This window comes from Streptomyces sp. RKAG293 (assembly GCF_023701745.1).
GTDB lineage: Bacteria > Actinomycetota > Actinomycetes > Streptomycetales > Streptomycetaceae > Actinacidiphila.
The window spans coordinates 3052930-3067465 of sequence record NZ_JAJOZB010000001.1; the positions used below are offsets into that span (position 1 = coordinate 3052930).

Below are 14536 nucleotides of genomic sequence, written 5' to 3' on the forward strand. Positions count from 1 at the left end.
CCCCACCAGATCTTGTTGGTCTCATCCCGCGTTCTCGCTGCTAGCGTCTGCCTGTCTTTGACATGACACACAGGGCGCCTGGGCGCGCCGGAAGATCGAGGCAGGTCGTTGACTCGTAGACATCGCCGGTCGGGGAAGTTTCTGCCGATCGGCATAGCGGCCACGCTCATCGCGGGATCCGTGGCGGCCATCGGGACGTTCGCGCTGGCGGATCCGTCCGGCAGTGCCGCTCCCGTGCTGGATCCGGCGGCCGGACTGGAGCGGGAGTTCGCTGACGCCGCGCAGGAGTTTCACGTACCGCAGAGCGTGCTGATGGCGGTCTCGTACCATTTGACCCGGTGGGAGACGCACCAGGGCCAGCCCAGTACGGCCGGGAACTACAACGTCATGGGCCTGACCCAGGTCACGCCCAAGGACGTCGTGGAGCCGACCCGGGCGGAGCGGCTGTCGCATCTCAACATGAGTGGCGATCCCGCCCGGATGAAGAAGTTCAACCCCACCCGGGCGCTGCAGGGCGACGACGGCCAGGCCGAGACCTCCGACCCTCGCCTGCACACGCTGGATGCGGCGGCCGAGCTGACCGGTGCGACGGCCGGCTCGCTGCGTACCGATCGCGAGGAGAGCGTCAGGGGCGGGGCGGCGCTGCTGGCCGAGTATGAGAAGGAAGCGACGGGTTCGCTGCCCGAGGATGCGGGCCAGTGGTACGCGGCTGTGGCCCGCTACAGCCAGGCGCCGGACGCCAAGGGCGCCCAGCTGTTCACCCAGCGCGTCTTCCAGACCATCAACCGCGGCGGCAGCCGGGTCACCGCCGATGGGCAACGAGTCACCCTGCCCGCCGACCCGTCGGTGACCCCCGTGAAGCCGGCGAAGATGAAGCTGGCCGCGACGTTCGCCAGCACGGCCGCCGCTCCGACACCCGAGTGCCCGGCGGGCCTGAACTGCGATTTCCGGCCCGCGGCGTACAAGCAGAACAGCACGGATCCGGCTGACTACGGCAACTACGACGTGACGAACCGGCCGGCCGACGGTGTCGACATTCGCTACATCGTCATCCATGACACCGAGGGCGGCTACGAAGGTTCCCTGAGTGTCTTTCAGAACCCGGCGAAGTCCGCCAGCGCGCATTACCTGATCCGTGCCTCGGACGGTCTGGTCACCCAGCTGGTGCCGACCAAGGACACTGCCTGGCAGGCGGGTAACAAGACCCTCAACATGCATTCGATCGGTATCGAGCATGAGGGCTTCGCGATCAAGGCGGGGTCCTGGTACAGCGAATCGCAGTATGAGTCGTCGGCGGCGCTGGTGAAGTACCTCGCGACCCGCTTCGGCATTCCACTGGACCGCGAGCACATCATCGGCCACGACGAGGTACCCGGCCCGCTCGACGCCAACGTCGCCGGCATGCACTGGGACCCGGGCCCCTACTGGGACTGGAACCACTACTTCTCCCTGATGGGCGCGCCGACCGGCGACGGCGGCGGGGGCAGCCCCGTCCTGGCCGGCCAGGAGATCACCATCGCGCCGCCGTTCACCACGGCCAACCAGCCGGCCATCGTGTACTGCTCCCCCACCTGCACGACGCAGACGCCGCACCCGGCGAACTTCCTCTACCTCTACTCCGATGCCTCCACCAGCTCGCCACTGATCTCGGATCCGTATCTGCGGGCCGGAGCCGCGGGCAGCACGCAGGGCCCGGACTGGGCCGCCAAGGCCGTCACCGGCAACCACTACGTGGTCGCCGCGGTGAAGGGCGACTGGACGGCGATCTGGTACGGCGGTCGGCAAGGCTGGTTCTACAACCCCGGCGGCCAGCTGACCGCCCCCGTCGGCACGAGCACGCAGCCGGTCGTCACCCCGAAGGCGGGGCTCGCCTCGATTCCCGTGTACGGCAGGGCCTATCCGCGGACGGCCGACTACACCGGCACCCAGGTGCCCGTCCAGGCGGACACCGACAAGGCGCTGACGAAGTACAGCATCAAGGCGGGGCAGGTCTACGTGCCCGGCGGGCCGACCGTGGCCGGGGACTACTTCTACGCCATGAACTTCGACAACAGCGCCCCCGGCGACCACACCCTGATCACCGGAACCACCAAGTTCATCCCGATCCGCTACAACCACCGACTCGCCTGGGTCCGCGCCGACGACGTGCAACAGATCAACAGCACCCGACCGTCCAACAGCGCCACTCGTTCCGACCTGGTCGCACTCGACAAGTCCGGCGTGCTGTGGCAGTACCAGGGCAGCGGCAGCGCCACGACCCCCTTCCTGTACCGCTACCGTCTCAGCGCCGGCTGGCAGGGCTACAACGCCCTGATCGACCTGTCCGGATTCCACGCCAACGGCACCGGCGACCTGATCGCCCGCGAGCCGTCGGGCACGCTCTGGTACTACAAGGCCACCGGCAACATCGCAGCCCCCTTCGCCACACGGGTCAAGGCCGGGACCGGCTGGCAGATCTACAACGCCCTCATCGGCGTGGGTGATGTGTCCGGGGACGGCAAGCCGGACCTGATCGCACGGGACACCGCCGGCATCCTCTATCTCTACCGCGGCACCGGCAACCCCGCAGCCCCCTTCACCACCCGCCTCAAGATCGGCACCGGCTGGCAGATGCACAACATGCTGGTCGGAGGAGGCGACCTGACCGGCGACGGAAAAACCGATCTGATCGCGCGCGACACCACAGGCGGCCTGTGGCTCTACCGCGGTACTGGCAACCCCGCGGCGCCCTGGGCCGCCCGCCTCAAGATCGGCACCGGCTGGCAGATGCACAACCTCATCGTCGGTACATCCGACCTGACCAACGACGGCAAGGCAGACCTGCTCGCCCGCGACACGACCGGCCGTCTGTGGCTCTACCGCGGCACCGGCAACGCGGCAGCCCCCTTCGCCGCACGGTCGCTCGTCACCACCGGTTGGCAGATGTACAACGCCCTCATCGGCTGACCGGTCGACGGCGCCGACAACCCGACCCGTCCAGGTTGTGCGCCCGCTGTGCGGCACCGGCTTTCGCCGGGGTCGCACAGCGGGCGCCCTATCCGTGACCCCCTGCTGCGGTCATGACCCTCGTCCAGGTGGAACACTGCCTTCGTTCAATCCCTGGACGAGGCTGTGGGGAAGTCGCATACTCGGTGATCGTCGCGATCCCGTGGGCGTCGCGACGCTCGCGATGATGATCTCGACGGACGGTCCGGCGGCAGTCCTCGGTGATGGCACCAGAGCGCGGGCGGGTGCCGGATGTTTCAGTGCAGGGCGTCGGACAGGCGCACGAACCGGTGGCCGGACGCCAAGAGCCGGGGTATTGCCCTGGCGATCCCTTCAGCGGTGCCGCCCTCCGGGTGATTCATGTGCCCGATCACGATCGACCCCGGACGGGCGCGGCGAACGGTGTCGTCCACCTGCTGGGGTGTAAAGGTCGCGCCGCCATCGCCGTTGACCGTGAACGCCACGACCTGCTCGTGCAGTGCGGTCACGATGCGTGCGGCGACGTCGTCGCAGTAGGCGGTACCCGGGCGGAAAAAACGCGGTGCGCGGCCGAGCAGCCGGGTGAGCTTGGCATGGTTTCCCGCAACCTCGTCATAGACCTCTCCAGCGCTCCGGGTGCCAGGGATGCCGTAGGCGGAGCGACCGGACACCGACAAGGGAGGATGCCGGGTCCCGTGATTGGCAATCTCGAACAACGGCTCACCCGCCAACTTGCGGAAAGCCACCGGGTTCGCGTCGATCCAGCGAGAGTTGAGGAACAACGTCGCCGGCACCCGACGCGACCGAAGGAAGTCGATCAGGTCACGGTCGTAACCGCTGCCACCCCGCCCGCCGCAGGCATCGAAGGTCAACGCGATCGCCCGCTGGGAGGCGGGCAGGGAGGTCACCACGCCTGGAGCGTCGAACCCCCAACTGCGGGCCTTCAGTGCGCCGTAGCGGGCTACCACCGCCGCACGAGTGGGCTCGGACCTCACCCCCGAAGAGGGCGTCGCGGCCGAAGGCGCAGCCTTCGGCGGCCGCGCTTCGGGTGCAGAGGATACGGGGGGATCAGCGGGGTGCGCCGGCTGAGCCGTACATCCTGCCGCAGTCGCGCCCGCTATGGCGGCCAATAGGGCGCGACGTCTCATGTGGGCTCCATCGTGGTCACGCCAGCCCATCGGCACGGCGCCTTTTACTACGGGGGCATTGTCCGTTGATATTACCGGCGTGGTGCAGCCAAGCCCGCGGCCGGGGTGCGCTTACACACGCGCGAGACCCCCCGACGTGGAAGGTGTGGGCGGGCCAGCTATGCGGCGCGGGCCTGCAGTTACGCACGTTCCGATAAGTACCCGAGTCCGTACCGCTCCGGCCACCCCCTGCACGCCTTAGGGTCCTGGAATGGTGGCCCGCGGGGGCCAGCCCTTCTGTTCTCCAGCGGCTCCTTCGAGGGCTCTGTGAGATAGGTCTCTGAAGAATCGTGACCCGCGTGGACAACTGCCCGACCTTGCGCCTTTTGCCCGAGCTACGGGGGGAGTTGTTGGGCCCGGGGCGATCAAATCTTTACTCAGCGGGGTCGTTGTTTGGTCTTACGATCAGCCGGGCCGTCCTGCGTGAGATCACTCCGTGGCGGCCTCTCCTATCTCTTTTTTGGACCCGAGAGGTCTTGCATGAAGCTCCGCCGCACCCTGGTGACCGTCGCTGCGACCGCCGTCATCGCGCCCGCCGCACTGCTGTCCGCGACCACCGCCTTCGCCGGCACCGCACTCCCCGCCACAGGCACCTCCGTCACGGCGAGCCCGAGCACCTCGGGCAGCCCGACTGCGACGCCGACGGCCACCGCCAGCCCCACCGCTACGGCCACCGTCAGCACGAAGCCGACCGCGTCCACGTCACCCGCAAAGCCGACCACCTCCGCCACGCCGACCGGCGAGCCGACGGATGAGCCCGGCCTGTGCGCGGACAAGCCCGGCTACCAGGAGAAGGTCACCACCACCCTCACCGGCCTGCCCGGCAAGATCGTCGCGGGCAGCGGATGGCACAACCTCACCCTGACCACGACCAATGAGTCCGACACGGACGCCTCAGCGGTTCTGTTCTACGCAGGTGTCGGCTCCGCCTCCCAGGACGCCCCGGACGCCTTCTCCACCAAGCAGGTCGTCCTGCAGGCGTACGACGACCAGTCAGGTGCCTGGCAGAGCATCAACGACGGCGCCGGCCACTCCGTCGGCTTCGCCGGCTTCAGCGACACCCTCAAAGCCGGCGAGAAGGTCACCATCAAGCTGCGCCTGGACGTCAAGGCCAACGCCCCCATCGGCAAGGGCATGACCCTCGGCGGCGGCGTGTACACCAACGGCCAGGACCACTGCCTCGGCGACAGCGGCCACGCCTACCTCGTCCAGATCGTCGCCCCCGGCACCACCACCGACGGCACCGTCCCCCAGACCGGCGGCAAGGTCCCCCTGCCGACCACCACGCCCAACAAGAGCACCCTGCCGCACGTCACCGGAAACCTCGCCGAGACCGGCTCCTCCAACGCCACCCCGATGATCGCTGCAGTCGGCGGCGCAGCCGTAGCCCTCGGCGCCGGCGCCATCTTCATCGTCCGCCGCCGCAAGACCACCACCATCTAGCCCACCACCAGCACAGCGACTGTATGAGGGGCCGCACCCCGGCGGGGGACGCTGTTGGTTCATTCGGCCCCTGCTTGTACCCCGCCGAGCGTCAGCTCGGCGGGGCACAGTGCTGCAAAGTGGCTGGTTCGGGTGCGGGCTCGGGGGGTGCCGGTGAGCTGGTGCTGGAGGCTGGTCTTTGTCAGGCCCCGGTAGCGGGACCTGCACCGTATCCGAGCTCCCCTTCGACGGACCCACTTCGACTGGCGGCGGGTCTGCATTGTGCTATCTCGGTGAAGCAGACCTTCCCGTCCTGCGAGCCCTGCACAAGAATGCCATTGAGTTCAGCTCGAAGACCGGATGGCGTTGATGAATGTCGGCAACGGCTGAATTTGGGCCGATCTGAGGGGTTCAATCCTGGGCCATCGTGCGGTCTCGGTGGAACGGAAGGATCTCGGCCACCGCCCGATCGACAGTGGAGGCCGACACACCGAACAGCACCGCCAGCACCCGGTGCGACAGTGCCCAGCGCAACGCCACCAGGGTCACCAGCACCCGGTCGGCGAAGACCAGTTGGTGATCAGGCCCAGCCCCGGCGACCCGCAACCGGGCATGACCGCGCCGTTTGCCCTGCCCAGCCTCCCTGACCGCCAGCCACGGACCGGACAGCTCATTGATCAGGGCACCCAGGTGTTCCTTCGAAATCCCGCACACGGCGGAATCAGAACAGGCCGCGCGGGCCCAACTCGACTTCACATTCGGATGATCCCGCGTGGCCGTTTAAGTCCTGATACCGGGGCCTACCCGCCAGGAGCGGACCTGCCGATCGGGGCAGGCTCCTACTCCGGCTGCGACGGCAGGATAGTCCGGCTCTGCGCAGAAGCGCGGGACACCAACGATCGAATCGCGAACACGGCGGTCGCAACGGCGGCGACCATCCCGATCAGGAAGACCGTCCTCATGCCAACGCCGGTCCACCCACACAGGCGCGCCGCGCTGCCGCTGGTGAGCATGACGCCCATACATAGAAGCATCGGCGATTGACTGCCACGCGGACGACGCCTCGCGCTCCCCGGCCGGTGGCGGAACACGAAGAACGCAGTGCACTCGACAAGAAGCGCGGCACCCACAGCCAGACCGAACCAGGCGGAGCCCGAAGGGAACATGCCTGCCATGATGAGGCCGTCATTGCCGCGAGTGCAAGATCGCTTCCAGCGCTATCGTGCGGCTTCTGCGGCGCGACAAGTCCCCAGGGACAGGAAGAGTAAGACGGCCCACGCGGCAGGGTCCGCACCCATCAGGGCGCGGACCTGCCGCGTGCTGAATCGACGTGGTGGTCACCACCCGCCACCCGGAGGCCCCTCACTCAGAGGCGGCTTACGTCGATATACATCTTCGTGACGTCGGTGAGGAAGTCGCGGCTGTCGTCGGGGCTGAGCGCCTGGGCCTGAAGGTGGCCATACAGCACGCTGTAATGCTGCACGTCGGATGGCTTCTCCAGGTAGAGGTCGCTGGTGAACCGCTCCAGATGCACCACCGCCGCTGCGGAGCTGTCGGCGAACTGCAGGATGGAGAACTGTCCTGACAGGCCCGGATGGGCGCCCGCGGTGAAGGGGAGGACCTGCATCGTGATGTGCGGCTCGGCGCCAAGTGCATTCAAGTGCTCCAGCTGTTCACACATGACGTCCGGGCTGCCGACGACGCGGCACAGTGCCGATTCATCCAGGACGACCCGCAGGCGCAGCGGGCAGGCCGGGTCGTAGATCCGGTGCTGACGACGGAGCCTCACCTTCAGGCGGATGCCGACCTCTTCGGCCGTGAGCAGGGGAATCGTTTCCCCGATGACCGCGTGGGCGTAAGCGGGAGTCTGCAGCAGCCCGGGGATCACCATGGATTCGTAGGTATGGAGGGAGGCGGCGTCCGTCTCCAGTGCGATGTAGACGTTCTGGGGGATGTCGCCGTAAGCGTGCCACCAGCCCTGCTGTCCGGATTCCTTGGCCATCTGCATCAATGATTCGATGACCTGCTGGTCCGTCACTCCGTAGATCGCACACAGGTCGCGTACGTCGCGGGGCCTGATGGTGCGGCGGCCGTTCTCCAGGTGACTGATCTTGGGCTGGGAGACCATGAGCCGAGCTGCCGCTTCTGTGCTTTTAAGCCCACTGGCGTGGCGGAGCCGGCGGAGCTCGGCTCCCAGACGGCGTCTCCTGACGGTGGGGTTGATGTTCGCCGCCACGAGCGGTGTACCTCCGGCTCCAAGTCGTGCTGCTGCCCGCAGACTGCCATGGAGCACGGGTTGTTGATCAACTGCCATGCCTCATGTTCATGGGGCAGACAAAACGGACCGTGCCCTTGTAATTTGCCTCGCGACAGGCACGCCAGGTGTCTACTGGGAAGGATGAAAACAGGCAATGAGATCTTCCGAGCAGCCACAACCCCACCCCATCAGCACCAAGGGTGGGGCCGTGGCTTGCCGCTAACCGCCGAGGACGCCCCTGAAAGCGCGCACCAGATCAGGCCGAAGGCCCGAACGGCTGCCCTGGACGCATAGATCCGCGCCGTAGACCGGCGGCCGGGCCGCCGGCTTCGCTCGCAGGGGAGCCGTTCGCCGCGGTGTTGACCGCCGTGGAGCTGTGCGGGGGCTGTCCGCCGTGGCGACCAGGACGGAGCCGACCGCCCCTGCGCCGGAGACCGCGCCTCCACTGGCGCGGCAGCCGCAAACCGCACCAGCCCGCGCTCACCTACGGGGCGATGGGTGCCACGAGCAGGATCACCCCGCTCCGCCCGGTCCCGACAGACAGTGCAGGACTGCCCCTGAACATGTCGGCCCGCACCACGCCGCGACGACTAGGCGTCGGCTTACGGTGGTTTCACCAGCGGGTTCACCTGCGCCGAACGATCCATGACGACCCTTGCATAACGGCATATCGGAGAAGATCCCACTGCTCCCTGCCAGCAGCAGCCTTCCCCCGTACAGCAACCGCGAACGCCCGCACACCACACAAACCGGCCACCCACCGACAAGTAGCCCTCCGCGGTCTGTAAGCAGCAGGCAACAACGCCTTGATGCCCGCAACGGGAAGGGAGCGGGCAGCACAGCGACCGCTGGGTCGCGCTAACACTTCTGCGACTCCTCCTGTGCCTTTGCGCTGATCGTCCCGGCCGTATCCGGCCCGCACCGCCCGGTGCACACACATCTCTGGGCAGCCCCGAGCGCAGGAGGCAGAACTGAGTCTTCAGGGCGCGAGGGGTCGAGGGTGGAGGATGACCGGCGGTCTGCTTGCGCACCGGGGATGTGATGCGGCGGGGAGCAGGTTGCCTGCCGCGCGGCTCCTGTGCTCAGGAGGCGGGGTGTTGAGTGTGGGTGCGGAGCTGGGCGTTGCGTGCGAGGGCTTCTTCGAGCTGGTCCTGCAGGGCGACGATGCGGCAGGCGGTGTCGATGGCCGTGCCCTGGTCGACGAGTTCACGGACCCGGGCGGCGACCCGCAGTTGGAAGCGGGAGTAGCGGCGGTGGCCGCCCTCGGAGCGCAGCGGGGTGATCAGGCGGGCGTCACCGATCGCGCGCAGGAAACCGGGGTTGGTGCCGATCATTTCGGCGGCGCGGCCCATGGTGTAGGCGGGGTAGTCCTCGTCATCGAGACGGCCGAAGGAGACCTCTGCTGTCATCTCACCTCACTGGGAAACGGGCAAAGGGAACGCGTGGAGGGGCCCTGGCGCTTGCAGCGCCAGGGCCCCGAAGGACGGAAAACACCACCTGCCGGCCCTGGTACTGCGCCGGCCTACTGAGTCCGCACGACCGACCGTGGTCGGGGGCGCGGGGATCGCAACTGCGTGACCGGAGACCACCTACCTATCGATGTCCTGCGGTACCCGGACTCAAGCGTTCGGCCCGGGCGATCCTGATGGCGCTCAACCCCTCCGTTCCCTCTGGATGAATCACTTACCCAACCCGTACTGCGAACTGCTGGTGGCCTTCACCGCACCACCCTCCGGCAGCCAGCCCCGTCGCCCGTCCTGCAACTGCTCTGGCTTAGAACCCCGCTGCCGAACCTCCCGATGCGCGCGCCCGCAGCCGACGCCTTCACCGAGGAACTGCTCACACTCCACTGCTGCATACCGCTGGTGATACGTACTGCTCGGTGGCCTGCACTAGCGCCACACTTTCGGCAGCCAGCCCCGTCGCCCATCCTGCAACTGCTCTGGCTTAGAACCCCACTGCCGAACCTCCCGGCGCGCGCGCCCGCAGCCGACGCCTTCACCGAGGAACCACTGGGTACTGCACTGCTGGTACTGCAGCCGCATCCGATACTGCTGAAACTGCATGATGCGGTCCTGCTGAACTGCGGGTACTGCGTGTCAGACCTGCACTTGCAGTAATGCGGTCCTGCGCGGCGGCCCCTCCCGGGGCAACCCGGCCCGGCAATCAACCCTGCGACCCACCAGCACTGCACTGGCCGCCGGATTCCATCACCGTGCCACCTGCTTTGCGCGGCAGTTCGTGTCTGCCGCGCCCTGCTTCCTTCTTGGCTACGAGAGGAACACTACCCACACCCGGAAGCGAATGTCTACTTCACCTGGGATAGATTTTCGTGGCACGAACCGACAGGCATCCTGTCTCCCGCTCGGCAGACACCGGTGGCAACGGGCGGCATGGAAAGGGTAGGAGAACCGCATGAGAGACGACCAGTCACCGTCCGTCCCGCAGACGGACATCTGCGATGCGTGCGCCCGGCCGCTGACCGACGGGTGCCACCTGGGCGTCGTCCGGGACTCCTCCGCGATCCACCCCCGCCACCGGGCGCGTGACGGGCGGCGCCTGATCGCCGCCTGCTCTCCCGAGCACCTCGTGGCGCTGCAGCAGGAGTACCGCGAGCGGCCTTTCGTCCATGAGGAGTTGTGGGCCGGGCAGATCCTGCGTGCCCTGGCTCAGCAGCCCGACGGAATGGCTGCCGAAGCCCTGTGCGCAGCCACGGGGCTGGATGATCTACAGATCCGACGCGCTATGGAGTGGGAGCGGCATCGGGCACGGCACCGCCCGCAGTCCTGCGAGCACCACCTGCACTCCCCCGATGCCGGGTGACGGTCTCGACCGGTGGGGTGCGGGTGGTCAGGGCAGGTGGGTGGTGATGTCGCGCAGGGAGTGTCCGGTGCGAAAGGCCAGGGCCCGCATGCGGGCGAGGGCTTCGTCGAAGGGGATCCCCAGGCGCAGTGCCAGGGCTCCCGCGGCCCGATGGGTGGCGCCCCAGTGGGTGTCCAGGAGACTGGCCGGCTCCCACGGCAGGTCCGCCCCCGGAGAAACACCGTCCGGTAGCTGTCCACGAGCGCCGCGGCCGCGGTGTCCACGGCCGCAGCCGCCTGTTGGGTCTGCGCCCAGGGGGTGGCGCGGGGTCTGGCGTAGAGCACGGCGGCCGACCCGAAGCGCTCATCGGCCCAGCGCAGCGGGAACGCGTGGATCGCGCCGATGCGTGGCAGTACCTCGCGTGCGATCGTTCCGAAGAAGGGCCAGGGGGTGACCTGGTGGCGGAGGTCTCCGATGATCGTGGAGTGTCCGGTGAGACTGGCGCTGTGGCACGGCCCCTCCCCCACCAGAAACTCCAGCTCCTCCAGCCGCAGCGCCGGTATGCCGCTCACCGCGAGCAGCTGGCGGCCGGGCGTATCACTGTGCAGGGACATCACCGCCCAGTCCGCCTCCAGCGCCTCGCGCAACGCGTGACACAAACGCCCTGGCAACCCCGAGGTATCGCCCGCCGCCGCCTGGCTGACCCGGCGTAACCCCGACCACTGCTCCACCACGACCACCGCCATCCGCACAGCAGTTCCCGCTCCACCCCGGAGCACCACAGACTCCCAACTCCCCTACCGGCGCACAAGGTTCGCGCTGGAGGACACCTCGATTCCCCGACCAGAGCCTGCTAGGCGGGCGCCGGCGTGCCGGGTCGCCCGCTCGCATGGCCTGCCGGCTGATTCCGCAGCCTTGCCGGGTCCTGGGACGGGTGTGGAGACGACGGACGGGCTGTCGGCGGGCAGGCTGACGTGGGTCCGGAGCTACCTTTTGGCAGACGCTCGGCCAAGTCGGGGCGACTGTGCAGCAGGTCGCGGTGCGGGCGGCAGCACGGAATGTGATGGCCTGCGTGGCCCGGACCGGCCATGAGACGGGTGGGGCCACCGCTGCTGAGGTCACATGGAGTGTGGTGAGCCGCTCAGCTGTAGGCGGGTGTGCCCAGCATCGCTGCCGCGGCCTGGAGTGGGCCGAGAACAGCGGCGGCAGTCACTGCAGCAGCGTGAGGTGTGGGGCGGCAGGTGAAGCCGAGTCGGGTCATGGCCCGGGTGATCTGTTCGGCGGTGAAGTCACGCCGGTCCTGGCGGGTAAGGATCTGGCCGACCTGTTTCACGGGGTAGGTGCGGCGGCTGATGATCACGCACTCTCCGGTGACCGGTTCAGGCTTGATGCCCCGCATTTTGTCCTGTACTTCGGTCTTGACCAGGTCGAACGGGAAGCCGGCGATGATGCAACGCATAGGACCTCAGCAGAGAGAGGGGATGGCGGATCCCTCAGAGTCCCACATCCGGACCTCCGGCGGGAAGATCAACCCGCCGGTGGAAATCCGGCACGAGGACCGGTGTTCGTGCTACGTTGTTGCCAGTTGCAGTTGTGGTACCCATGAACTTTGTGTGCACTCGACGGGCGTGACCCGCGGGTGCATTTTTTGTTTGGCCGGTCATCTCCGGATGGGCTCATTGCGGCGACGCGGACTCCGCACAGTGCGGTTTTCGGTTTTGCCCCCTGTCTTAAGGAGACACACATGGCTACTGGCACCGTGAAGTGGTTCAACGCGGAAAAGGGCTTCGGCTTCATCGAGCAGGACGGCGGCGGCGCTGACGTCTTCGCCCACTACTCGAACATCGCCGCCCAGGGCTTCCGCGAGCTGCAGGAAGGCCAGAAGGTCTCCTTCGACGTCACGCAGGGCCAGAAGGGCCCGCAGGCGGAGAACATCGTTCCCGCCTAAGCACTGACGCGCATCACACGGTCAGGGCCCGCTCCGCAAGGTCGCGGGGCCTGACCGTCGCTCGCAAGCCCCCCGCTCCTCTCATCGCGGGGCGGGGCTGCGCACATCAGTACCCATGCCGCACGGCAGGCGGCTCCGCGGTCCACGACCGCGCTCTGCTCACTGCCCCGGACCCGCCCCATGCGGGTCCCGCTCCCGGCCTGCATCTTTGGCAGTGCCGCTCGTGACGAAGTGTGTTCGCGCGGTTGATTCCGCGCCGCTTCGGTCCCGCCTCGTTCTTCTCATTCTTTCGGTTCGTTCTTGCGATGCCTTCGCGCGGCGTGTTCGCTGCTGGGGCCTCCTGAGCGCGTCCCGTGTTCAGGAAGGTTCCCCTTGAACCCCGTTCGTTCCAATCGTTCGTATTCCAGTTCCAGTTCGACCAGTCGCAGTGGTGCTTCGGGCGCCGGCGGTTACAGCCGTTCGGCCCCGAGCCGTTCCGGTGCGCCGAGCCGTTCCGGCGGCTACGCGGGCTCCGGTGGCTCCGGCCGTTCCGGTGGCTATGCGGGGTCGGGCCGTTCCGGCGGTTCGAGCCGGCGCCCGTCCGTCCAGGGTGAGTTCGCCCTGCCGGTCACTCTCACTCCGGCGCTGCCCGCGGTGGAGACTTTCGCCGCGCTGGACATGCCGGCCGCCCTGCTGCAGACGCTGGCCCACGAGGGCATGGCGGTGCCGTTCCCCATCCAGGGTGCGACGCTGCCCAACGCGCTGGCCGGCCGTAACGTCCTGGGCCGTGGCCGTACCGGTTCCGGCAAGACGCTCGCCTTCGGTCTGGCGCTGCTCGCCAGGACCGCCGGGCAGCGCGCCGAACCGCTGCAGCCGCTCGCCCTGGTCCTGGTCCCGACCCGTGAGCTCGCCCAGCAGGTCACCGACGCCCTGACCCCGTACGCCCGCTCGCTGCGGCTGCGGATGGCCACCGTGGTCGGCGGCATGTCCATCGGACGGCAGATCCACCTGCTGCGCGGTGGCGCCGAAGTCGTCGTCGCCACGCCGGGCCGGCTCAAGGACCTCATCGACCGTGGCTCCTGCCGCCTGGACCAGGTCGGCATCACGGTCCTCGACGAGGCCGACCAGATGGCCGACATGGGCTTCATGCCGCAGGTCACCGCGCTGCTGGACCAGGTGCGTCCGGACGGGCAGCGCATGCTGTTCTCCGCCACGCTGGACCGCAACGTCGACCTGCTCGTGCGCCGCTACCTGCACGACCCGGTCGTCCACTCCGTCGACCCGTCGGCCGGCGCGGTCACCACGATGGAGCACCACGTGCTGCACGTGCACGGTGCGGACAAGAACGCCGTGACGACGCAGATCGCCGCGCGTGACGGCCGGGTCATCATGTTCCTCGACACCAAGCACGCCGTGGACAAGCTCACCGACCACCTGCTGAACAGCGGAGTGCGGGCCGCGGCACTGCACGGCGGCAAGTCCCAGCCGCAGCGGACCCGCACCCTGGAGCAGTTCAAGACCGGACACGTCACCGTGCTGGTCGCCACGAACGTCGCCGCCCGCGGCATCCACGTCGACAACCTCGACCTGGTCGTCAACATCGACCCCCCGAGCGACCACAAGGACTACCTGCACCGCGGCGGCCGCACCGCCCGCGCCGGCGAGTCCGGCAGCGTCGTCACCCTGGTCCTGCCCAACCAGCGCCGCGACATGATCCGCCTGATGCGCGACGCCGGCATCACCCCGCAGACCGCACAGGTCCGCCCCGACGAGGCCGAACTGACCCGCATCACCGGCGCCCAGGCCCCCAGCGGCATCCCGTGCGTCATCGCCGCACCCGTCGTGGAACGCGCCAAGCGCAGCGCCTCCGCCACCCGCGGCCGCCGCAGCCGCTTCGCCCAGGCCCGCCGCTCCGGATCAGGCGAACGCCCCGCGCCTCGCGTGACCCTCGCTGCGTAACACCTTCGGCCGACCTTC

Annotated in this window: 11 protein-coding genes and 1 pseudogene; 6 read left to right on the top strand and 6 right to left on the bottom strand. The window is 68.2% G+C overall.

Translation table 11 applies throughout. From position 1 onward, the window contains the following. The first annotated feature begins 180 nt into the window (after window positions 1-180). Window positions 181-2946: an N-acetylmuramoyl-L-alanine amidase gene (locus LNW72_RS13515; protein ID WP_250975636.1), complete on the top strand. Its 2766-nt coding sequence runs from the start codon at window positions 181-183 to the stop codon at window positions 2944-2946. 296 nt (window positions 2947-3242) lie between these two features. On the opposite strand, the gene LNW72_RS13520 is transcribed toward LNW72_RS13515, so the two are convergent. Beyond that, on the bottom strand, window positions 3243-3875 hold the full coding sequence (locus LNW72_RS13520; protein WP_250975637.1) for a polysaccharide deacetylase family protein: 633 nt from the start codon (window positions 3873-3875) through the stop codon (window positions 3243-3245). Window positions 3876-4631: 756 nt separating this feature from the next. On the opposite strand from LNW72_RS13520, the gene LNW72_RS13525 reads away from it, so the two are divergent. Further along, window positions 4632-5594, top strand: a complete 963-nt coding sequence (locus LNW72_RS13525; protein WP_250975638.1) for an LAETG motif-containing sortase-dependent surface protein — start codon at window positions 4632-4634, stop codon at window positions 5592-5594. A 59-nt stretch (window positions 5595-5653) separates the two neighbouring features. Here LNW72_RS13525 and LNW72_RS42075 read toward each other — a convergent pair. The 4 genes and pseudogenes from LNW72_RS42075 to LNW72_RS13540 all read right to left on the bottom strand — a co-directional run. Then, window positions 5654-5836, bottom strand: a pseudogene (locus LNW72_RS42075) (IS5/IS1182 family transposase); the annotation flags it as partial. Between the two features lie 148 nt (window positions 5837-5984). Continuing rightward, window positions 5985-6287 (bottom strand): transposase family protein, encoded by a 303-nt coding sequence (locus tag LNW72_RS41625; protein WP_250975639.1) that lies wholly within the window; start codon window positions 6285-6287, stop codon window positions 5985-5987. Between the two features lie 652 nt (window positions 6288-6939). After that, window positions 6940-7809 carry a helix-turn-helix transcriptional regulator gene (locus LNW72_RS13535; RefSeq protein WP_250975640.1) on the bottom strand — a complete coding sequence of 290 codons (870 nt, stop codon included), beginning with the start codon at window positions 7807-7809 and terminating at the stop codon, window positions 6940-6942. Window positions 7810-8912: 1103 nt separating this feature from the next. Continuing rightward, window positions 8913-9239, bottom strand: a complete 327-nt coding sequence (locus tag LNW72_RS13540) for a MerR family transcriptional regulator (protein WP_250975641.1) — start codon at window positions 9237-9239, stop codon at window positions 8913-8915. A gap of 1006 nt (window positions 9240-10245) precedes the next feature. Between LNW72_RS13540 and LNW72_RS13545 the strand changes: the two genes are divergently transcribed. Both LNW72_RS13545 and LNW72_RS13550 read left to right on the top strand, forming a co-directional pair. Then, complete coding sequence (locus LNW72_RS13545) at window positions 10246-10653, top strand: hypothetical protein (protein ID WP_250975642.1); 408 nt, start codon at window positions 10246-10248, stop codon at window positions 10651-10653. Window positions 10654-11124: 471 nt separating this feature from the next. Further along, a complete protein-coding gene (locus tag LNW72_RS13550) occupies window positions 11125-11286 on the top strand; it encodes a hypothetical protein (protein WP_250975643.1) in 162 nt (53 codons plus the stop codon). 487 nt (window positions 11287-11773) lie between these two features. Here the strand turns inward: LNW72_RS13550 and LNW72_RS13555 are convergent, their stop codons facing one another. Next, window positions 11774-12091, bottom strand: coding sequence for an SCO5918 family protein (locus LNW72_RS13555; protein ID WP_250975644.1), 318 nt, complete (start codon window positions 12089-12091; stop codon window positions 11774-11776). A 285-nt stretch (window positions 12092-12376) separates the two neighbouring features. On the opposite strand from LNW72_RS13555, the gene LNW72_RS13560 reads away from it, so the two are divergent. Then, window positions 12377-12580 carry a cold-shock protein gene (locus LNW72_RS13560; RefSeq protein WP_034275260.1) on the top strand — a complete coding sequence of 68 codons (204 nt, stop codon included), beginning with the start codon at window positions 12377-12379 and terminating at the stop codon, window positions 12578-12580. A 372-nt stretch (window positions 12581-12952) separates the two neighbouring features. Continuing rightward, window positions 12953-14518: a DEAD/DEAH box helicase gene (locus tag LNW72_RS13565; RefSeq protein WP_250975645.1), complete on the top strand. Its 1566-nt coding sequence runs from the start codon at window positions 12953-12955 to the stop codon at window positions 14516-14518. Window positions 14519-14536 lie beyond the last annotated feature (18 nt).

Coding starts and splice junctions, on each gene's coding strand:
- LNW72_RS13560 (WP_034275260.1), top strand. CDS start 12,377: ATGGCTACTGGCACCGTGAAGTGGTTCAACGCGGAAAAGGGCTTCGGC.
- LNW72_RS13545 (WP_250975642.1), top strand. CDS start 10,246: ATGAGAGACGACCAGTCACCGTCCGTCCCGCAGACGGACATCTGCGAT.
- LNW72_RS13540 (WP_250975641.1), bottom strand. CDS start 9,239: ATGACAGCAGAGGTCTCCTTCGGCCGTCTCGATGACGAGGACTACCCC.
- LNW72_RS13525 (WP_250975638.1), top strand. CDS start 4,632: ATGAAGCTCCGCCGCACCCTGGTGACCGTCGCTGCGACCGCCGTCATC.
- LNW72_RS13555 (WP_250975644.1), bottom strand. CDS start 12,091: ATGCGTTGCATCATCGCCGGCTTCCCGTTCGACCTGGTCAAGACCGAA.